Genomic DNA, 20558 nt, shown 5'->3' on the forward strand with positions numbered 1-20558 from the left:
CATGCCGCGATCCTCCGACACGGCGGCGCGAGGGGTTGCTCCGCCCGTCCGCCGACACCGGAACGGTGGGGCAAAATGCCTCAATTTTCAGAGGAGAAGCCGTTCCCCTGGCGTGACGCGCGCCGGGGCGGCATACATGGCGCGGCCCAGGCCCGGCTGTCTTTGTTCCCCGGACCGGGCATGCGGCCGGTGGAGGCCCCGGGTCGATGCCTGGACGCACGGTGGCTCGGGGCATATACGCGTGAGCAGCCCGGTTCGTTCGGGCTCAAGGTTGTCCCCGGCCGTCAGGCGCGGGCTTTCAGCAGGAAATCACATCCATGAGTGAGACGCGGTGGTCCGGACGGTTCGAGGCGGCGATGGGCTCCCTGGCGGCCCGCAGCCACCGCAGGCCCTGGGTGGCGCTGTTCGTGATGCTGGTCCTCACGGGCCTGGGCGCCTTCTTCGCGCGCGACCTGCGCCTCAACGCGGACCTGGCGAACCTGCTGCCCAAGTCGTTCCCGTCCGTCCAGGACCTGGAGAAGCTGCGCACGCGCTTCGGCGGCCAGGGCAACGTGGTGGTGGCCGGCATCGGCGCGGAGCCGGAGCAGCTCAAGCAGTTCGTGGATGACATGGCGCCGAAGCTGGCGACGCTGTCGGAGATCCGCTTCGTCAACGCGCAGCGGCCCAGCCAGTTCTTCGACGAGCGCGGCCTCTACTACGTGGACCTGCCGGATCTGAAGACCATCGAGCAGCGCATCGACGCGCGCTTCGCGTGGGAGAAGGAGCAGGCCAACCCGCTCTTCGTTCGCCTGGAAGAAGAGCCGGCCCCGTCGCTGGACTTCAGCGACATCCAGAAGAAGTACACCGGCGGCGCGAACATGCGGCTCGCGGGGCAGGGGAGCACGTACTACCTGGATCCGCAGGAGCGCATGGTGGTGATGCTCCTCAAGGCCAAGGGCTCCTCCGCGGACCTGGGCTACTCCAAGAAGGTCATCACCCAGGTGGAGGACTACCTGGCGAAGCAGGACCTGTCGAAGTACGGCCCCGGCTTCCACACGGCCATCACCGGCACGTTCAAGAAGAAGATCGACCAGCAGGCGGTCATCACCGGCGACCTGGCGCGCGCGTCCTCGCTGGCGCTGGTGCTGCTCTTGGCCTACCTCATCTTCCACTTCCGCAGCGGCCTGTCCGTGGCCCTCACCATGGTGCCGGTGGTCGCGGGCCTGTCGTGGACCTACGGCTTCGTGGGCATCGCGTACGGGCAGGTCAATCTGCTGACCGGCTTCCTCGCGGCGGTGCTGGGCGGCCTGGGCGTGGAGCACGGCATCCACCTGCTGGGGCGGTGGGGCACGCTGCGCTCGGAGGGCATGACGTCCGAGGAGGCGGTGCGGGAGACGTTCAAGCACACGGGCTTCTCCGCGCTCATCTCCGCGCTGGTGGCGGCGCTCACGTTCCTCTCCCTGTCGTGGTCGGAGTTCAGGGCGTTCCACGAGTTCGGTGTCATCGCGGCGGTGGGCATGATGGTGAGCGTGGCGTCGTACCTGCTCATCCTGCCGGCGCTCTTGGGGCTGGTGTCGCGCTGGGGCTGGGTGCCGCGCGAGCACCAGTCGCAGTCCGGGCCCATGGCGATGCTCGCGCGCTTCCTGCCGCGCCGCTACCGCGCGGTGGCCATCGTCATCGGCGTGGCGCTGGTGGGGCTCATCAGCCAGGCGTACCGGGTGAGCTTCAACTACGACTCCACGAAGCTGGATGACGTGTCGCTGCCGAGCGTGCGGTTGGACAAGCGCATCGACCACATCCTGGGCTACTCGGCGACGCCGGTGGTGGTGCTGACGGACTCGGAGTCGATGGAGCGCGAGGTGGTGAAGCAGCTCCAGGCGCGCAAGGAGAAGTTCGGCAAGGACTCCACCATCGACTTCGTGGGCGCGCTGGAGGACCTGGTGCCGCGGCAGCAGGAGGAGAAGTACGCGCTGCTCCAGTCCATCCACAAGAAGCTCCAGCGCATCGACCCGGAGCGCGTGGACAAGGCCCAGCGCGACGACCTGGTGCGCGCGGTGAAGATGACGGCCGCGAAGCCCTTCGTGCGTGAGGACCTGCCGGAGAGCCTGCGCCGCCAGTTCGAGCCCGCGGCCGGCCAGAAGGGCGGCGTGGTGCTCGTCTACGCGAACGTGAGCCTGTCGGACGGCACGGGCACGCGGCGCTTCACCAAGGAGGTCCGCAACCTCCAGATGCCGGACGGCAGCCAGGTGTCCGCGGCGGGCGAGGCGCTCATCCTGGCGGACATCCTGGACATGGTGGCCTCGGAAGGGCCGCGCATCCTGGTGGCCGCGGTGGTCAGCGTCTTCCTGGCCATGTGGCTGACGCTGGGCTCCCTGCGCAACGCGGTCATCTGCATGCTGCCCACGCTGCTCTCCATCGCGGCGCTGGTGGGCCTGATGTCCCTCATGGGCCTGCAGTTCAACTACCTCAACATCGTCGTCATCCCGGTGCTCATCGGAACGACGGTGGACGCGGGCGTGCACCTGATTGAGCGCCTGGGCGAGCCGGGCGCGGACTTCGTCACCGTCTACGCGGAGACGGGCCGGGCCATCACGGGCGGCCTGCTCACCAGCGCCATCGGCTTCCTGGCGCTGGTGTTCGCCAAGCACCCGGGCCTCAACTCCATTGGCGACCTGGCCAACCTGGGCTTCGCGGTGAACATGGTCATCGTGCTGGTGGGCTTCCCGGCGCTGCTCCTGCTGGTGGACCGCTGGCGCAACAAGCACAGCAGCGCCACGTCCACCCCGGCGGCCGGTAGCGACGAGAGCCAGCGCCCCGCAGAGAGCTGATCCGCGAAGAGCAAACGCATGCAGGCAAGAAGGCCCCGGCATCGTCCGCCGGGGCCTTTTTCATTGCGCCCGGAGGGGCCGGGGCCGTTCCGCAAGGCGACACTGCGGAGGGACGAACGGGCATGGGCACCTGGGGGTCCCCGGCCCAATCTTCACCCGGTATGGGGCGCCCATACTTCAGGCATCAATCTGGCCGGATGTTCGAGAACGCTTTCATGGAGGCAGCGTCGAAGCTGCACCCGGCCGTGCCGGTCCTCCTCTACATCCCGCTCACGCTGGGCCTGCTCGTGTGGGGCCTGGCGGGGGGGCGGACGACGGTGGGGCGGGCCCTGCTGTTCATCCCGCTGGGCCTGCTGACGTGGGTCCTCATGGAGTACTGCATCCACCGGTTCTTCTTCCACTGGGAGGGCAAAGGCCCGCTCAGCCAGCGGGTGCATGAGATTGCCCACGGCTACCACCACAAGTACCCGGATGACTCCCAGCGCCTGGTGATGCCGCTCATCGTCACCATTCCGCTGTCCTCCCTCATCGGGGTGTCGCTGTGGTGGGTGGGCCGCCCGGCGGAGATGCTCCCGTACTTCGTGGGCATCGTCTGGGGCTACGTGACCTACGACACCCTCCACTGGGCCACGCACCACCGCACGCCGCGCACGGCCTGGGGCAAGGCGCTGCGCGCGCACCACATGGCGCACCACTTCGCGACGCCGGACCGCAACTTCGGCATCAGCAACCGGTGGATGGACACACTGATGGGGAGCGGCGGACGGCGGGCCCCGCTGCCTACGCAGCCTTCTCCGGAACGCCCGTCCAAGCAGCCACGAAGTCCGCCAGACCGCGCAACTGCCGGTCATTGAGCGTCGCCTGCCAGCGCGCGTGGCGCACCGCCCGGTACGCCTCCGGCGCGTCCCAGCCGCGCGCCACCATCACCGCCAGCCCCATCAGCGGCCCGCGCCCCACGCCGTGCTCGCAGTGCGCGTACAGCACGCCGCCCGCATCCAGCCGGGGCAGCGCCCAGCGCACCCCTTGCGACAGCTGCTCCACGGACGGCGGGTAGCGGTCCGTCACCGGCAGGTTGAGCAGCTCGATGCCCAGCGCCGCCAGCGCCTCGCGGTCGTCACAGCGCTCCGCGCGCAGGTCGATGACGCAGGTGATGCCGCGTTCCTTCAGCTCGCCGTAGCGCGCGCGGGACACGCTGCCGCCCACGTGCAGCCACGGGTTCACCTGGGACACGTTGAGGGCGCGCTTGCCGGGCAGCTTGGTGGTCCACTCCACCCCGCGCGCCACCACCCGCAGCACCTGCTTGCGCACGAACCCCCGGACCCCGGGGACGTGATGCACCGACCGCAGCAACGACTCGCTCACGCTGAAAACCCCTGCGGCTACTCGCCTTCCAACGTCACTTCCATCAGCCCGTCCACCGGCGCCTTGCCCGGGCGCTCCATCACACCCCGCAGCAGGTACGTCACCGGCGAGCCCACCATGGGCCGCACCAGGCCGCTCAGCACGCCCAGGGACTCCACCGGTGCGCTGCGCTGGAGCAGCGACGTGCCCTTGAGCGTCAGCGCCGGCTTGCCGTCGCGGTCGGTGAACTCCGCCTGCCAGGTGCTCTTGTCCTTCTTCCCCGACTGGTTGAGCGTGAAGGACTCCAGGAGCTGGGCGTCCCCCTTGTTCTCCCAGAGGTACACCGGCGCGTAGTCACCGCCCTGGCCCTCGCGCCCCAGCACCACCGCGTAGGGCGGGCCCTTGAGCGCGCGGAAGCGCACCCAGCGCTTCGCCACCTTCGCCGGCGCCACCGTGCTGCGCGAGTGGTCCACGTACCCGCCGCCCTTCAGCGTCACCCCCTCTTCCACGGGGATGCGGAGCTTCATCGTCACGGGGCTGCCGGCCAGCACGACCTCGTGGCGGTAGCGGTCCTTGCCGTTCTCCACCACGGAGCCATCCGGCGACCACGGCTCCGGCTGGCGCGCGTACTCCAGCTCCACCCGGCCGTTGTCCAGGGGCGCGTCCACCGTCAGGCCCTTCTCCGTGACCCGGGCGGTGCAGTCCCCCATCGTCAGCTGGTCCAGGGCCGGGTTGTAGCTCCAGTCATTGGCCCCCACGCGCTTCTGCGGCGCCCAGGCGCGCTTGCCCGGCCGCAGGACCGTGGCGCGGCAGATGCCCGTGCGCGACCCCGGCCCGATGTTCGTCACCGTCAGGTTCACCGTCACGTAGGTGCCGTCGTCCGCGTCCGCCACGAAGGTGAAGCTCTCTCCGTACCGGTCGCTGGAGTCGTAGGCCACCTTCAACACGCCACCACCCGCCGCCGCCACCCCTGGAAGCGAAAGCAGGGCCCCGACGAAGAGGGCCCTCAAGCCGCGGGCGAGCGTGTCACGCCGCATGGGGCCGCTGCTCCAGGAGCTCGTCCGAGGTGTCGTTGAAGACGTAGTCGCGCTGCAGCGGCAGGTTCCACGCGAAGTACACGACGCCGCGCACCACCCACCAGCCCAGCGTGTACGCCAGCTGCGGGTGCAGCGTGAGCAGCGCCACGCCGCCCGCGTTGAGCAGCGCGCTGGTCGCGCTCACCAGCGTGTAGCGCGCCAGTTGCGGCGCCACCGCGCCCTGGCTGCGGAAGGTGATGACCCGGTTGAGGGTGTAGTTCACCACGCCGCCCAGCACGCAGCCGGCCACCGTGGCCCACACCGGGGAGAGGCCTCCCCACTCCACCATGCCCAGCACCGCCACGAAGTCCACCGCCGTGGCGATGGCGCCCGCCGCCGCGTTGAAGCCGAACAGCGCCACGCCCGAGCGCTGCTTCACCGGCTTCTTCGGCGTCAGGGCCCGCACCAGCGTGCGGAAGCGCGACACCGCCGTGACGTTGCTCAGCACGGCCACGAACACCAGGCCCGCCACCGCCAGCCAGTGCATGGGGTGCTTCTCCTGAGGCCAGAACAGCGCCTCCAGGATGGGGGACAGCGCCGTGCCCACGCCCAGGAACAGCACCCGCTCCAGCCGCTGCATCGCGCCGTCGCGCACGCTCACGCCCAGGCCCTCACCCTTGGCGCGCACGTACGGCACCAGCGAGGAGCCCATCAGCGCGCCCAGCGCGGGCAAGAGCACCCAGGTGTCCCGGTAGTACCAGGCCAGGCCCATCAGGATGGCGGAGTCCACGTACCGGTCCAGCACGGAGTCCAGCGCCGCGCCCGCGGGGTTGGCCTCCTTGCGGGTGCGCGCCACGCGGCCGTCCATCACGTCCAGCACGCCCGCCAGGAGGAACAGCCAGCCGCCCAGCGCGAAGCGGCCCGCCGCCACCGCCACGCCGGACGACACGCCCAAAAGGCCCGACAGCATGGACAGCGCGTTGGCCGGAAGGCCCGAGCGCAGGAGCACCGTCCACAGGGGCTGGATGACCCAGAAGAAGTAGTGGCGCAGGAAGAAGCCCACCAGCACCGACTTGCCACGCGTCAGCGTCTCCGCGTCCCGTGGGATGCCCTTGATGGCACAGCGGATACAGAAGAGCACCAGGCCCACGAGGAAGTACGCGACCGCGAACAGCGCGGGCGCGAGCGCGGTCCAGATGCGCGCCGAGGGGGACAGGTCTCCACTCAGCAAGGCCAGCACGTTGTCATGCACGGGTGTTCCCTCCAGACGGCAGGGTCATGGGCGCCACTCCCGGCGCTTCCACGGCCCGTCTTGCGAAGACAGCCCTCACGACGACGAAGGCCACGACCGCCGCGATGCTTCCCGCGAGCACGTCGAGGACGTAGTGGTGCGTGAGATACACGGCGGAAAAAGCGACGAGCAGCGCGAACAGGATGGTGCCCACCCGCCACGCGGGGCCCTTGTGCCACAGGACGAGCACCATCATCAGCGGGTAGGCCGCGTGCAGCGATGGCATGGCCCCGAAGACGTTGGGGTTCTTGGCGTAGAAGTTCGCGAAGTAGTGGATGCCGAAGAAGGCATCGAAGCGCGCGGTGCCCGCGGGGCTTGGCGGCGCCGACAGGTCCGCGAGTCCCGGCCCGTACTTCAGCACGTACCAGGGGGGGGCCGCGGGGTAGATCACGTAGGTGACCACGCCAATGGCGTTCACCACGAAGAAGGCCCAGCAGAGCTGTTCGAACCGCGCGTCCTTCTTGAAGAAGAACCACAGCGCCACGAGGAAGACCTCGTAGAGGTAGGCCGCGTAGGCCCAGCCGCACAAGAGGTCCAACGGGGTGTTGGGGTGGCGCGACCACCACTCGGGCCAGTGCGTGCCGCCCGGGGCGGGGAACAGCAGCTTCTCCAGGTTCCACAGGTCGCCGGTATGGATGGTGCCGCGCAGCCACAGCCACAGCGGCTGGCTGTCCAGGATCATGCCGGTGAGCCACAGCGGGAACGCGCCGCGGAGGAACCGCCGCGGGCCGGCGCCGGCCCAGGCCAGCACCACCAGCAGCAGGTCCGCCGCGACGTGCTCCCACCGGACTCTTCCGGTGGCGACCACCAGCGCGAAGTGGCCCGCCGCCATGACGGTGACGAGCCACTTGAACGCGGAGTCGTTCTTAGCGGGAGAGCGGGAGGTCATCCCCGTAGTAGTCCATCCCCAGGTGCGTGATGGGCTCTTCGCCCGCGACGACGCGCAGCGTGTTCTTCAGCTTGGTCAGCTGGATGAACAGGTCGTGCTCCACCGGCAGGCCCGGGTGGGCCATGGGGCTCTTGAAGTAGAAGGACATCCACTCCTGGATGCCGCGCCACTCCAGCCGCTTGGCCAGGTCCATGAACAGCGCGATGTCCAGGACCAGCGGCGCCGCCAGGATGGAGTCGCGGCAGAGGAAGTTGACCTTGATCTGCATCGGGTAGCCCAGCCACCCGGTGATGTCGATGTTGTCCCAACCCTCCTTCGCGTCGCCGCGGGGCGGGTAGTAGTGGATCGACACCTTGTGCGAGTACTTGTTGTACAGCTCCGGGTACAGGTCCGGCTGCAGGATGGTGTCGAGCACGCTCGACTTGGTCACTTCCTTGGCCTTGAAGGCCGCCGGATCATCCAGCACCTCGCCGTCGCGGTTGCCCAGGATGTTGGTGGAGAACCAACCCTCCAGGCCCAGCATGCGCGCCTTGAGCGCGGGCGCGATGACCGTCTTCATCATCGTCTGGCCGCTCTTGAGGTCACGGCCCGCCACGGGCACGCCCTCCAGCTTCGCCAGCTCCTGCAGCGCGGGCGTGTCCACGGCCGCGTTCGGCGTCCCGTTGGCGAACGGCACGCCTTCCTTGATGGCCGCGTACGTGTAGAGCGCCGTGGGGTTGATGTCCGGGCTGTTCGCGTCCAGCGCCTTCTCGAAGTTGGCCAGCGTCTGGAAGGCCTCCGGCAGCGGGCGGAAGGTCTCCACGCTGCTGCACACCACCATCACGGCGCGCTTGGCGTTGAGCTCCTTCTTGAAGTCCCGGATGTCCTGGCGCAGCGCCTCGATGCTCTCGCGGTGCGTCTTGGTGGCCTTGATGTGGTTCGCCGCGATACGGCGGACGAACTCAGGGTCGTGCACGCCCGGCTTGGGCTTGATGCCCTGGAGGAAGGGCTTCACCTGCTCCAGGTGCTTGTCCGTCAGCACGCCCGAGCGCACGGCCACCTGGTAGGCGTCCTCGCTGATGATGTCCCACGCGCCGAAGACAACGTCGTCCAGCGTGGCCAGCGGCACCAGCTCGTTGAGCTTCACGGTGCGGCCGTCGGTGCGCTTGCCCAGACGGGCCGTGCCCATCTGCGTGAGCGAGCCAATGGGGGCGCCCTTGCCCTGCCGCGCCAGCTCCACACCCGCCATCAGCGTGGTGGAAACCGCGCCCAGGCCCGGGATGAGCACCGCCAGCTTGCCCTCGGGCTTCGCGACCTTCTTCTTGTTCTCCATCGTCCTGATTCCTTCGAATGGCGGGAAATCGCTCCGCCCAATGAGCGTCTCCGAGTCCGTTCCATCCGGCGCCGGCAAAAATGCCGGACGGAAGGTGGAAAATCTCGAAAGCGGATGGTTGATACTCTAAACCGTCTGTCACTTCAACGTGATGTGAGGACGGTGCCCGGCTCGTACCACGGCGGCGGCCGGCTGCATGACTCGGGCCGAGGGTGGGTTACAAGCCAGGACGAACGGCGCTGTCAGAGAAACAGCAACCACGGGACAAAAGTCTCACCCACCACGGCGAGCTCCCTGGGGGCGCACGCCGGGTGGGTTGGGGTGTGACGGTTCTGAGGCTGTCCTGCTTTCACACACCCCCTGACACACGTGTCACGCTTTGAGAGCGTGGGAGCCGCCGGGTTTCCGGCGGCCCCTGTCCGGGGTCCCGTCAGTTGTGGCGGGGGGCGCCCCGGTCGAGCTTCTGGTTGTCGCCCGGGTGGTACTTGTCGCCGGTGAGGACGGCTTTCACGAACCCGACCAGCTGGACCATCTTGCTGTTGGGCGTGTCCCAGTACTCGGCCTTCTCGACGGAGACGCGCAGCAGGGCCAGGTTCGGATCATCCAGCCCCTGGGGGAACCAGGCCTTGAGGGCGGGGTTCCACAGCTCCTTGGCCTTGGCCTTGTCGCGGATCAGCGTGCAGCGGCCGCTGACGGACACGTACCGGTCCCGCGTGGGGTCCGAGTAGGCGAGGCTGACATGGTGGTCCTTCTGCACCTCGTCCACCTTGTGGGTGTGGTCGTTGGTGAAGAACCACAGCTCCCCGTCGAAGTCCTTGTCGTAGGTCCACATCGGCCGGCTGCGCAGGCTGCCGTCGGTGTCCACGGTCGTCATCATCGCGACCTTGATGCCGTGGATGAGCTTGCCCAGGTGCTCCACCACGTCCTGCGGACTCTTCGTCGTCGTCGTCATGTGCTCGCCTCCCTTGGCGGTTGAAGGTAGGCAGCGGTCAGGCGGCGAACATCGTCCGCACCGCCGGGTCGGCACCCCGGCAGCCGGGCGTGTGATAGGGGGCGTGCCGGGCCCACTCGCTTGTTTCGTCCTTCGGAACGAGGCGTGACGGCCGGGAGCGACAAGGGATGCTGAAGACCGCGTGGAACGAGTGGAGCCTGAAGGCGCTGCAACTGGAGACGGCCCTGCTGGCGCTGGAGGAGATTGAGCTGCCGGACGCGATGCAGGCGCTCCAGGACGCCGCCCAGCAGAAGCTGCTGGAGCTGGCGCGGGCGTGGCAGAAGACGCAGCCCGCGAAGGAGCCTCGTCAGTGGACGCGCGAGGAGAAGGCGGGCGGGGCGCCTCGCGACGAGGAGCTGGCGGACCTGGTGAAGGGCTTCCGCGAGGACGGCAAGACCTGGACGCTCCTGCGGCTCACCAGCGACAAGAAGGAAGTGGTGGAGACGGTGGTGTCCGAAGGGCGCGCGTGCATGGCCGCCGGTGGCGAGTACTACCTGGGCCAGTGGGACGCGGAGGAGGGCGTGCTGGAGGTGGGGCGCGACGACGAGGCCGGCGAGCCCGGCACCGGGCTGGTGCTGGAGCCGGGCGGGGAGCTGCGCTACTCGCCGTCTCCCGACCTGTAGTCAGGACTCGAAGAGCTTCACCATCCGGGCGCGGAGCTTTTCGTCCGGCAGCCGTCCGAAGCCCGCCTTCACGTTGTCCTCCAGGTGGGCGGGGTCGGACGTCGCGGGGATGGGGCAGTTCACGGCGGGGTGGCCCAGGATGAACTTGAGGAAGAACTGGGCCCAGCTCGTGCAGTCGAACTCCGAGGCCCAGTCCGGCAGGGGGCGGCCCTTCATCTTCCGGAAGAGGTTGCCCTTGTCGAAGGGCTCCATGACGAGCACGGCCACGCCGTGCTCCTTCGCCGCGGGCAAGAGGCGCGCTTCGGCGTCGCGCATCGCGAGCGAGTAGGGCAGCTGCACGAAGTCCAGCTTGCTGTTCTGGATGTGCTTCTCCAGGTCGTCGAAGGCGCTGCGCAGGTAGTGGGTGACGCCCACGTAGCGGATCTTCTTCGCGGCCTTCATCTCCCGCAGCACGGGCAGGTGCACGTCCACGTCCAGCAGGTTGTGCACCTGCATCAGGTCCATGCGGCCGTGGCCCATCTTCTGGAGGGACGCCTGGATCTGCGCCGCCCCTTCCGCCTTGCCGCGCGTCCAGACCTTGGTAGCGAGGAACGGGGTCTTCTCCTGGCCGGACTGCTTCAGCAGGTCGCCCACGACGGCCTCGGAGCGGCCGTACATGGGGGACGAGTCGATGAGGCGCGCGCCCGAGGCGAAGAACTTCTGGAGGACCTGGGCCAGGGGCGCGCGTTCGTTCGCGGCGCCGCCGACGTCGAAGGTCTGCCAGGTGCCCATGCCAATGACGGGCAGGGCTTCGCCGGAGCTGGGGATGGGGCGGGTGAGCATGCGGGGACTCTGGGCAAGGGCGGAGAGGGACGGCGCGAGCGCGGCGCCGATGCCCGCCACCAGGACCTCGCGGCGGGAAGGGTGGGGAGGACGGGACGGGCGCATGGGGGAAGCGTAGCGGCCGGGGGCGCCGGACACCGGGCTTCGTAAGGGGCGAAGACGGGCAGGTGACAGTTCTGGAGGGGTGCGGTGTTCCCTTCGCCGAATCCCTTTTGAGGAAGGTCCAGGCGATGAAGCGCAAGGTCGCGGTGTGTGTCGGGGTGATGGTCGCGGTGGCGGCGGGAGCGGCCGGGGCCGAGGAGCCGTCAGCACAGGCGCAGCCAGGCGCCGTGGCCACGGCGCCCTCGGGTGATGCGTCCGGAACGGTCCTCGTGCGCGTGGTGGCGGCGCGGACGGAAGGGGCTTCCGCCGCGGAGCCGCGTCCCGCTTCCGCGCGGGAGGAGGCGCCTCCGGAGGCCGCCACTGAACAGAGCGCCACGGCCGTCGCGGTCCCGGTGTCCGCGCTGTCGCCCGCGCCCCTCGTGGAGGCGGCGACGGGCGGTGAGCCCGCGCGGCCCGCCGCGGTGGCGCAGCAGCGCTCGGACACGGAGGAGATCCACGTCCCGGCGGTGCTGATGGCCCTGCCGCACGTGAGCACGGCGGGCACGGCCACGGAGCGGCTGGTGACCACGTTCGCGCTGGGGGCGCTCGCGACGCATGCGAAGCGGGTGGACGGCGCGGCCATGTCCCTGGGCGCGAACTGGGTGGGTGAGGACTTGTCCGGCGTGCAGCTCACGCTCGGGGCCAACGTGGTGCGCGGCACCGCGTCCGGCGCGCAGTTCGCCGTGGGCGGCAACATCGTCACGGGCGAACTGGACGGCCTCCAGGCCTCGGTGGGCCTCAACGTGGTGAAGGGCTCGGCGGTGGCCGGTCAGTTCGCCGTGGGCGGCAACGTGGCCGGCGGCGAGCTGTCTGGCGGCCAGTTCTCCGTGGGCGCGAACATCGCGGGCTCGGGCGGCGTGGGGGGCCAGTTCTCCGTGGGCGCGAACATCGCGACCGCGTCATTCAAAGGCGCGCAGTTCGCGGCGGGCGCGAACATCGCCCAGACGATGTCGGGCCTCCAGGCCTCCTCGGGCCTCAACTACGCGGGCCGGATGGAAGGCGCTCAGTTGTCGCTCCTCAACGTGGGCGGGGACGTGTCCGGCGCGCAGGTGGGGTTGATCAACGTCGCGGGCAAGGTGGACGGTCTCCAGTTGGGGTTGATCAACGTCGCGCGTGAGTCCCAGGGCGAGGCGCTGGGCCTGCTCAGCTTCATCGGCAATGGCCAGGCGAACCTCCAGTTGTGGGCCAGCGACATCGCGTACACCAACGTCGCGGTGAAGTTCGGCGGCCGGCACTTCCACACGCTGCTGACGCTGGGCTTCAACCCGGGCACGGACACGCACCGCCGCCGTTACGTGGGCGGCATGGGCTTTGGCGCGCACATCCCCGCGGGGCCATTGTTCTTCGACCTGGATGTCATTGGCAGCGGCGTCCACACGGACAATCTCTTTCGCGATGGCGACGGCTTGAACGTGCTGGGACAGTTGCGGCTGGTGGCGGGCTGGCAGGTGGCGAAGCGGTTCGCGCTCATCGGCGGCGTCACCGGCAACACGCTCGTGACCTGGGACAACGGGGACCGCTGGGAGGAGCTGGGCATCGGGCCCGAGTGGCGCAGCGTCTCCGACGGGGGACGCACCACCGTGCGTGTGTGGCCGGGCGTCCTGCTGGGCGTGCAGATCTGACGCGGCATTTGATTCGAAGTACGGGAGGGGAACATGTGGAAGCGTTTGGGATGGGCCGCGCTCGCGGCGGGGCTGCTGTCCGGCTGCTACTTCACCGATGAAATCCAGGGCGACGGCAACACCGTTACGGAGTCGCGCGCGGCGACGGACTTCTCCACCGTGGAGAACCGGGGCTCGATGGAGGTGGTGATTCGCGAGGGCGCGGTGCCGGACGTGAAGGTCACGCTGGATGAGAACCTCCAGCGCCAGGTGCGCACCTTCGTGTCATCCGGCAACACGCTGGTCATCGAGACGGACGGCTCGTTCGCGCCCCGGGGGACGGCGCGCGTGGAGATCCTCGTGCCGCGCATGATTGGCGCGACGCAGGATGGCTCCGGCTCCCTGCGCGTGGAGGGCTTCGAGCACGTGAAGGAGGACGTGCGGCTGGTGTCGAGGGGCTCTGGCTCCCTGCGCTTCTGCGGCGGGGTGCGCACGCTGGATGCGAAGCTCAGCGGCTCCGGGAGCATGGAGCTGTGCGCGGCCGGTGAAGGCCTGGCCGAGTGGGTGGACCTGTCGCAGTCCGGCTCCGGCAACCTGAAGTTCGAGGGGGCCGCGAAGCAGGTGCGTGCCCGGGTGGACGGCTCCGGCTTCACGACGCTCGTGGGCGTCACCAACCGGCTCGACGCCTGGCTGGACGGCAGCGGTGGGCTCGGGGCTTCGGGCCTCCAGGCCGTGGACGTGAACATCACGTCGCGGAGCTCGGGCGCCGTCACCGCGTACGTGGACGGGGGCGGGGCGACCGTCGTGCTCGACTCGTCGGGGAACGTGGACATGTATGGCCACGCGCTGTCGACCCAGGTCCGGGCCAACGGCAGCGGCCGGGTCATCTGGCACTGACTAGCTTGTCTTCAACACCCGTGACGCGCGCGGGTGGGGAGGCAGGCGGGCCATGGCGGCGACCATGCGGGCGATGGTGCTCCACGCACCCGGACAGCGCCTGCGGCAGGAGGAGCGGCCCATTCCGGAGCCCGGGCCGGAGCAGGTGCTGTTGAAGGTGCATGCCTGCGCGGTGTGCCGCACGGACCTGCACGTGGTGGACGGAGAGCTGACGCGCCCGAAGCTGCCGCTGGTACCGGGCCACGAAATCGTGGCCACGGTGGTGGCGACGGGCGCGAGGGTGGAGGGCTTCGCCCCCGGGCTGCGGGTGGGCGTGCCGTGGCTGGGGTGGAGCTGCGGGCAGTGCCGCTTCTGCCGCTCCGGCCGGGAGAACCTCTGCGACACCGCGCGCTTCACCGGCTACGACATCGACGGGGGCTTCGCGGAGTACACCGTCGCGGATGCGCGCTTCTGCTTCCCGCTGCCGCCGTCGTACCGCGACGTGGAGGCCGCGCCGCTGATGTGCGCGGGGCTCATCGGCTTTCGAAGCCTGCGCATGGCGGGAGAGGGCCCCAGGTTGGGGCTGTATGGCTTTGGCGCCGCCGCGCACATCCTCATCCAGGTGGCGAGGCACCAGGGGCGCCGCGTGCATGCCTTCACGCGCGAAGGCGACGCGAAGGGCCAGGCGTTCGCGCGGGAGCTGGGTGCGGTATGGGCGGGAGGTTCGGACACGTTGCCGCCGGAGCCGCTGGACGCGGCCATCCTCTTCGCTCCGGTGGGCGCGCTGGTGCCCGCCGCGCTGAAGGCCGTGGACAAGGGTGGGGTGGTGGTGTGCGGCGGCATCCACATGAGTGACATTCCGTCGTTCCCCTATTCGGTGTTGTGGGAGGAGCGTGGGGTGCGCTCGGTGGCGAACCTCACGCGTCAGGACGCGATGGACTTCCTGGCGTTGGCGCCGCGAGTTCCGGTGCGCACGGAGGTCCAGGTGTTTCCACTGAACGCCGCGAATGAAGCGCTCCAGGCCCTGCGCGAAGGCCGCGTGCGAGGGGCCGCGGTCCTGGACATGACGGTGGCGGAGTAGGGCCCGCGCGCCTGGCTGCCCGGATGCTTCGGGTCAGGAGCAATGCACAGCTTTGGCGGCACGGAGGCTGTGCACCCCATGAAAGCGCTTGAGGAGACAGGACCGTTCGCTGGCTACGACTCGGACCACCACCCGCTGGGCTCGTACGCGGCGCTCATCGGGACGTTCAGCACGTCGATGCTCGGCTTCCTGGGATGGATGAACGCCTCCGGGCGGCGGTTGCCGGAGCGCTTGGGGTGGAAGGACCTGGCGTTGTTCGGAGTCGCGACGCACGCGGTGACGCGGCTGGTGGCGCTGGACCGGGTCTTCGGTGTGCTGCGAGCGCCGTTCACGCGCTACGAGTCCGACAGCACGGCGGGCGAGGTGGTGGAGAGCGCGCGAGGCGAAGGTCCCCGACGAGCATTGGGTGAACTGCTGGACTGCCCGTTCTGCCTGACGCCCTGGGTGGCCTCGGGCTTCATGGTGGCCTCGACGGTGCGCCCGAGAGAGACACGCTTCGTGGCCTCCGTCTTCGCGCTCAGCGCGGCGTCCTTCTTCCTGCACCGGGCCTACGAATGGGTGGGCGAAGGGCTGCACCGCACCCGCTCACAGGCGCGCATCCTGGAGAAGCAGCAGAAGAAGGACTCCGACGAGGGCGTGCAGCTCCCCGGTCGAGGGCCGCAGGTCGTCGAACCCGGCCGCGCCCCCATCCCGTCTCCGAGCTGACCTCCGGCGCGATCCTGGCGGAGGCGCGAAGCCCACGGACAACCGTCCATCCACCTGGATGAGAAGGTGAGAACCCCGCGAGGCCTCCCCGCCGGAGGCGGCCCACGAAAACCTGTCCGACAGTCGGACAGGTTCTGCGCCAACGAGGCTGGAGCGCCCGCACCACCCGGGCGGCGGAAACCTGTCGGACAGTCGGACAGGTTTCGGGCCAACGAGGCCGGGGATGCCCGTGGCACCCGGACGGCGGAAACCTGTCGGACAGTCGGACATGTTTTGAGCCGACGAGGCCGAGGGGGCCGTGGCACCCGAACGGCGGAAACCTGTCGGACAGTCGGACAGGTTTTGAGCCGACGAGGCCGGGGGGGCCGTGGCACCCGAACGGCGGAAACCTGTCGGACAGTCGGACAGGTTTCGGAAAACCGTGGCGGTGGCGGCCGTACTCGCGGGGACGGAAACCTGTCGGACAGTCGGACAGGTTTTGGAAAACCGTGTCGGCGGGGGCTGGACTGCGGGGATGTATGGAGTTTGCATGCCGCGCGTCCGCGATGACTGGTCCTGTCCGACAGCGTGAGTGGGGGCTGCTCTTGCTGCCGGGTCTGGTGCTGTTGTGGCTGGGCGTGGTGGTGATTCCGATATGGCTTCAGGCCGCGCGCCTCTGCTTCGCGAGCTACGACCTGGGCATCTACACGCAGGCCCTGGCGCGGCTGTCCTTCTTGGAGCCGAATCCCTGGCTCAGCATCCGGCAGGTCCACGTGTTCGCGGACCACTTCGACCCGGTGCTGTGGCTGGCCCGGCCGCTCGTCACGGTGCTGCCCGCGAAGTGGGCGGGACTCGTGGCGGAAGGGGCCTTCGTCCTGCTGTCACTCGCGCCGCTCGTGTGGCTCCAGGCACGAGGGCTGTTGGACCGGACCTCCACCGCGCTCCTGGGCGCGCTGCTGCTGTTCAACCCGGGGACGACGGCCGCGCTCAGCTTCCCCATCCATCCCACCACGTGGGCCATGCTGCCGTGGACGTGGCTCGCGGTGGCGTATGGCCTCAAGCGCACGGGGTGGATGCTGGGCGCGCTGGTGCTGCTGTTCGCGTGCAAGGAGGAGTTCCCCTTCGTGGGCCTGGTGCTCGCTGGAGGCCTCTGGCTTCGCGGTGAACGGCGGGCCGCGCTGGCGGTGTTCGCGCTGTCCGCGGCGTGGCTCGCGTTCGTGTTCGTGGGGCGCTCGGGGTGGCTGGGGCAGACGGTGGACTACCGCTCGCGGCTGCTGCCGGAACAGGGACAGGCGTGGGGCGCGTACCTGCGTGAGCGGCTGGCTGGAAAGCAGCTCTCGCGCATCGGCACGCTGCTGGTGGCCTTCGTCCCCTTGAGCCTCTGGGCGTGGCGCCGCGAGTGGAGGCCGGATCCGCTGTGGCTGGTGCTGCTCCTGCCCATGCTGGCCATCCGCTTCATGGGCATGGCGTGGCGGTTCCAGTACGGCGCGCCCCTGATGGCCGCCGCCGTGATGCTGTTCCTGCCGCTCCTACGCCAGCACCGCCCACCGGCCTGGGTGCTGGTGACGACGGGGCTCCTGCTCTACACGACCAACGACAACACCGTGCGCTCCGCGTGGCGCACCGCCTTCACACCGGAGGTCTTCCCCGCGCACTGTCCGGCCACGGGCCCGCGCCTCGCGAGCGTCCAGCAGGCACTGGATGTCCTGGCCGCGAATCCGGGCGGCCGGGTGCTGCTGGAGGGCCACCTCGTCGCGGAGGTGGCGGCACGGGACGAGGTCTTCGTGGTGGGCGGCCCGCAGCTCGATGATCTCGTCTACGACCTGGTGCTGGTGGAGAAGCCGCCTCATGGCAGCATCTGGCCGCTGCCGGCCGGACGCATGGAGGAGCTCATCGGCGTGTGGCGCTCGGGGCCGGGCACCCAGGTGCTCATCGACGACGCGCACGTCTTTCTCGCGCGAGGACAATTCACCGCGAGTCGCTGAGGCCCGTGCGCAGGCAATGGCCTCGCGCGCCGTGCCGTAATGGGGGCATGTCTCTTCCCCTGCTCGTGGGCGCCTTGCTGACGGCCGCGGCCCCCTCCCCGTACCTGGACTCGCGGACCACCGGCGCCGCGTATTGCTACGACCCGGAGAGCCCCGTGCTGCACGAGGCCTTCCGCCGCCCGAAGCCCACGCCCGACACGCGCATGGACAGCGCCGCGCTGGCGGAGGACGTGCGCTTCCTGCACCAGCTCCTGCGCACCACATACTCCGGCTGGCCCGAGCTGCTCGCGCACCGCAGCTTTGATCCGGATGCCTTCTTCCAGGACTGGAGCGCGAAGGTGGCCGCGTCCGGGCCCACCGTGTCCTTCCAGGATGGCGTCCTCACGCCCACCATCGCCATCCGCGAGGCGCTGACGGACAACCACTTCGGTCCGTCCGGCCTCTTGGGCCTGCTGCGCGAAGAGCCACGGCTCGCCTTCCGCGAGTACCAGGCCGACGCGCCTCCGGGACTGCAACTCACGTCCTGTGACGCGAACACCGTGGCGGGCGCGCAGGTGGATACGTTGCGGATGGCGCCGGTGCTGAAGCCGGATGGCACTCGGGGGCAGCGGCTCACCGTGTCCGCGCGAGGCGGTGGCGATGCGCGGACGCTCCAGTGCGGCGCCACGTCGGTGCCGCTCACGGTGCGCCCCGTGTCTCCGTCCCGGAAGTTCGAGCCCAAGGACACCTATACGTACGAACCGAAGGGCGACGTGGGCATCATCACGATTCGCGGCTTCTCCGGACCGCCGGACGCGGAGACCGGACTGCGCCAGTTCGTCGCGGACGCGCCGAAGCACCGCAAGCACAAGCTGCTGGTGTTCGACCTGCGCGGCAACGGCGGCGGCAACGACGCCTACGTGTACCAGTGGCTGGACACGATGGTGCGTGGGCCGTGGTTCTCCTCCGGCGAGGTGTGGATGCACGGCGCCTTCTATCCATGCTTCGAATGGAACACGCGCGTGCAGCGGCAGGCCATGGATGGCCGGCTGGACACGCCAGAGGCGAAGGCCGAACGTGAAGCCATCCATGCGAAGTGGCCGGTGAAGCCGGAGCCCTCGCGCCCCGTGTTCGACAACGGCCGCGTGGAGGGCCACGCGAAGACGCCCTTCACGGGGCGCATCGTGGTGCTGGTGGATCGAAACTCCGGGTCCTCGGGGGAGAGCGGCGCGTATGCCCTGCACCGCGCCACGGGCGCACCGATGGTGGGCGAGCGGACCGGAGGCTTCCTCACCTATGGCAACGCGCCGAGCTTCATCCTACCGCGCACGGGTTTCGCGTGGGTGGTGCCCAACAAGCGCAATTATTTCGCCGACCCCGTGGAGGGCGTGGGACACGCCGTGCAGGTGTACCTGGACGCGGAGGACATGGGGCGGCCCGTAGCGGAGCTGCTGCCTCGCTTGCGCAAGCTGCCGTGAGTCAACGTGCCCCATGCAGCGGGGCGCGTGTCCCGTCATGCCCCGTCAAAAGGGGGCCGTTATAGGTGTTTCGTGGGCCGGGGACGTTGGCCGGGCTCATGCAATGCCTTGAATCCACACCGGCTCCAGAGCACGGAGCCCTACCCGAGGCGGACGATGAAGCGCGCACTGCGAATCACCTACCGGGGCATGGAGACGAGCGACACCCTCAACGAGCACATCCGCGACCAGGCGGACAAGCTGGAGCAGTTCTACGACGGCATCACCGGCTGCAACGTGGTGGTGGAGGAACCCCACCGCCACCACGCCCAGGGGCACCACTTCCACGTGCGCGTGGAACTGCATGTGCCGGGCAAGGACATCATCGCGAACCGGGAGCCGGCGGAGCTCGCGGCCCACGCGGATGCCTACCAGGCCGTCACCGACGCCTTCGAGGCCGCGCGGCGCCAGCTGCAACACCACGCGGACCGCCAGCACGCGTACCACCGTTAGTCATTGCAGACTGACCGTGGTGCGCAGGAGCGCCAGACTCCGCGTCCGGCGCGCCCCGGCCCAGCCACAGCCGCTCCACGCGCGCGGCCCGCTCCAGTAAGCCGGAGGGGATGCCCTCCGAGCCCACGCCCGCGAGCAGCTCGGGCCACCGCGCTTCCTTGCGCGGCATGCCCCGGATGACCCGGGGCGCCTCCACGCCCAGGCCCTGGCTGCTCATCGTGGGCAGGGATTCGCGTGGCGTGGCCGGGTTGCCATCCGTGTCGCGCGAGCAGTGCTCCCACGCGGCCGACGGCCTTCGTATGTCCAGGAGGGCAGGGAAGAGGCTTCGCAGGGAACGTCCTGGGAGGCCTGGGAACCCAGGCACCTGACATTGACCCGGCCCTGGAGGGCGCGACGCCGCCGGGGCGTGTGCCGGTAGCGTCACGTGGGACGGACATCTCCCAGGAGTCGCTCGGAATGAAGGGGCCTTCGACCCGGGGCTGGCTGATGCTCGCGGGAGCGCTGTGGGTGGGAGGAATCGGCACGGGCGTCGTGGCGCTGGCCCGGTACTCGATGACACCGGGAGCCGCGCCCGCGACGGCGGTGACGTGGCCCGAGGGAACTCGGCTGAGGCGCCAGGCCGGGCGTCCGGTGCTGGTGATGCTCGCGCATCCGAAGTGCACCTGCACGCGAGCGAGCCTGGCGGAGCTGGCGGAGGTGATGGCGCACGTGGAGGGACGCGCGGACGCCTTCGTCCTGTTCCTGCGTCCGGAGGGACTGGAGGACGGCTGGGAACAGGGAGACCTGTGGCGCACGGCCGCGAGCATCCCGAACGTCACGGTGCTGAGCGACCCGGACGGCCTGGAGGCGAAGCGCTTCGGCGCGACGACCTCCGGGCACGTGGTGCTCTACGGCGCGGACGGGCGCCTGCGTTTCAGCGGAGGCATCACGGTGGCGCGAGGGCACGTGGGTGACAGCCCGGGACGCGAGGCGCTGGCGCGCGTGCTGCGCGAGGACGGCGAGGGCGGCGGCACGCCGGTGTATGGCTGCGCGCTGGAGGAGCGCCGGGAGCGTTGAGGCGCGCGGATGTCCTGCGTTGATCGAATGGGCGCGGGAGCATGTCTGGCGTTGGACGTCCGGGGCCGGAGCGGTTGGCGTGGTGGAGGCGTC

General features: G+C 69.7%; 18 protein-coding genes. 11 read left to right on the forward strand and 7 right to left on the reverse strand.

Going from position 1 to position 20558, the window contains the following annotated elements; genetic code table 11:
• Positions 1 to 317 precede the first annotated feature (317 nt).
• Together ACX114_RS02170 and ACX114_RS02175 are read left to right on the forward strand one after the other, a co-directional pair.
• Complete coding sequence (locus tag ACX114_RS02170; RefSeq protein WP_459294208.1) at positions 318 to 2807, forward strand: efflux RND transporter permease subunit; 2490 nt, start codon at positions 318 to 320, stop codon at positions 2805 to 2807.
• Positions 2808 to 3004: 197 nt separating this feature from the next.
• A complete protein-coding gene (locus tag ACX114_RS02175) occupies positions 3005 to 3661 on the forward strand; it encodes a sterol desaturase family protein (RefSeq protein WP_459294210.1) in 657 nt (218 codons plus the stop codon).
• Here the strand turns inward: ACX114_RS02175 and ACX114_RS02180 are convergent.
• The 6 genes from ACX114_RS02180 to ACX114_RS02205 form a co-directional block, all read right to left on the reverse strand.
• Positions 3588 to 4169 carry a protein-tyrosine phosphatase family protein gene (locus ACX114_RS02180; RefSeq protein WP_459294212.1) on the reverse strand — a complete coding sequence of 194 codons (582 nt, stop codon included), beginning with the start codon at positions 4167 to 4169 and terminating at the stop codon, positions 3588 to 3590. The two genes, ACX114_RS02175 and ACX114_RS02180, sit on opposite strands and share 74 nt — an antisense overlap.
• Positions 4170 to 4186: 17 nt before the next feature.
• Positions 4187 to 5185 carry a hypothetical protein gene (locus ACX114_RS02185; protein WP_459294214.1) on the reverse strand — a complete coding sequence of 333 codons (999 nt, stop codon included), beginning with the start codon at positions 5183 to 5185 and terminating at the stop codon, positions 4187 to 4189.
• Entirely contained in the window at positions 5175 to 6416 is a 1242-nt protein-coding gene (locus tag ACX114_RS02190; RefSeq protein WP_459294216.1) for a GtrA family protein, read from the reverse strand. The genes ACX114_RS02185 and ACX114_RS02190 overlap by 11 nt, the downstream gene beginning before the upstream one ends.
• A complete protein-coding gene (locus tag ACX114_RS02195; protein ID WP_459294218.1) occupies positions 6409 to 7344 on the reverse strand; it encodes a phosphatase PAP2 family protein in 936 nt (311 codons plus the stop codon). The genes ACX114_RS02190 and ACX114_RS02195 overlap by 8 nt, the downstream gene beginning before the upstream one ends.
• Positions 7322 to 8656, reverse strand: coding sequence for an inositol-3-phosphate synthase (locus ACX114_RS02200; RefSeq protein WP_459294220.1), 1335 nt, complete (start codon positions 8654 to 8656; stop codon positions 7322 to 7324). Before ACX114_RS02200 ends, ACX114_RS02195 begins: the two co-directional genes overlap by 23 nt.
• Positions 8657 to 9086: 430 nt before the next feature.
• Positions 9087 to 9608, reverse strand: a complete 522-nt coding sequence (locus tag ACX114_RS02205) for a pyridoxamine 5'-phosphate oxidase family protein (RefSeq protein ID WP_459294222.1) — start codon at positions 9606 to 9608, stop codon at positions 9087 to 9089.
• Between the two features lie 167 nt (positions 9609 to 9775).
• Here ACX114_RS02205 and ACX114_RS02210 point away from each other — a divergent pair, with 167 nt between their 5' ends.
• A complete protein-coding gene (locus tag ACX114_RS02210; RefSeq protein WP_459294224.1) occupies positions 9776 to 10270 on the forward strand; it encodes a hypothetical protein in 495 nt (164 codons plus the stop codon).
• On the opposite strand, the gene ACX114_RS02215 is transcribed toward ACX114_RS02210, so the two are convergent.
• A complete protein-coding gene (locus ACX114_RS02215; protein ID WP_459294226.1) occupies positions 10271 to 11197 on the reverse strand; it encodes an aldo/keto reductase in 927 nt (308 codons plus the stop codon).
• Between the two features lie 125 nt (positions 11198 to 11322).
• On the opposite strand from ACX114_RS02215, the gene ACX114_RS02220 reads away from it, so the two are divergent.
• The 8 genes from ACX114_RS02220 (at position 11323) to ACX114_RS02255 (ending at position 20465) form a co-directional block, all read left to right on the forward strand.
• Positions 11323 to 12855 carry a hypothetical protein gene (locus ACX114_RS02220; protein WP_459294228.1) on the forward strand — a complete coding sequence of 511 codons (1533 nt, stop codon included), beginning with the start codon at positions 11323 to 11325 and terminating at the stop codon, positions 12853 to 12855.
• Positions 12856 to 12888: 33 nt separating this feature from the next.
• Positions 12889 to 13731 (forward strand): GIN domain-containing protein, encoded by an 843-nt coding sequence (locus ACX114_RS02225; protein ID WP_459294230.1) that lies wholly within the window; start codon positions 12889 to 12891, stop codon positions 13729 to 13731.
• Between the two features lie 52 nt (positions 13732 to 13783).
• Positions 13784 to 14791, forward strand: coding sequence for a zinc-dependent alcohol dehydrogenase family protein (locus tag ACX114_RS02230; protein ID WP_459294232.1), 1008 nt, complete (start codon positions 13784 to 13786; stop codon positions 14789 to 14791).
• A gap of 78 nt (positions 14792 to 14869) precedes the next feature.
• Complete coding sequence (locus tag ACX114_RS02235) at positions 14870 to 15496, forward strand: DUF1360 domain-containing protein (RefSeq protein WP_459294234.1); 627 nt, start codon at positions 14870 to 14872, stop codon at positions 15494 to 15496.
• Positions 15497 to 16041: 545 nt separating this feature from the next.
• Positions 16042 to 17460: a DUF2079 domain-containing protein gene (locus ACX114_RS02240; protein ID WP_459294236.1), complete on the forward strand. Its 1419-nt coding sequence runs from the start codon at positions 16042 to 16044 to the stop codon at positions 17458 to 17460.
• Between the two features lie 47 nt (positions 17461 to 17507).
• Positions 17508 to 18917 (forward strand): S41 family peptidase, encoded by a 1410-nt coding sequence (locus tag ACX114_RS02245; RefSeq protein ID WP_459294238.1) that lies wholly within the window; start codon positions 17508 to 17510, stop codon positions 18915 to 18917.
• Positions 18918 to 19073: 156 nt separating this feature from the next.
• Positions 19074 to 19409 (forward strand): HPF/RaiA family ribosome-associated protein, encoded by a 336-nt coding sequence (locus ACX114_RS02250; RefSeq protein WP_459294240.1) that lies wholly within the window; start codon positions 19074 to 19076, stop codon positions 19407 to 19409.
• Positions 19410 to 19865: 456 nt separating this feature from the next.
• Positions 19866 to 20465 carry a RedB protein gene (locus ACX114_RS02255; protein WP_459294242.1) on the forward strand — a complete coding sequence of 200 codons (600 nt, stop codon included), beginning with the start codon at positions 19866 to 19868 and terminating at the stop codon, positions 20463 to 20465.
• Positions 20466 to 20558 lie beyond the last annotated feature (93 nt).

This window comes from Corallococcus sp. M7, assembly GCF_054512695.1.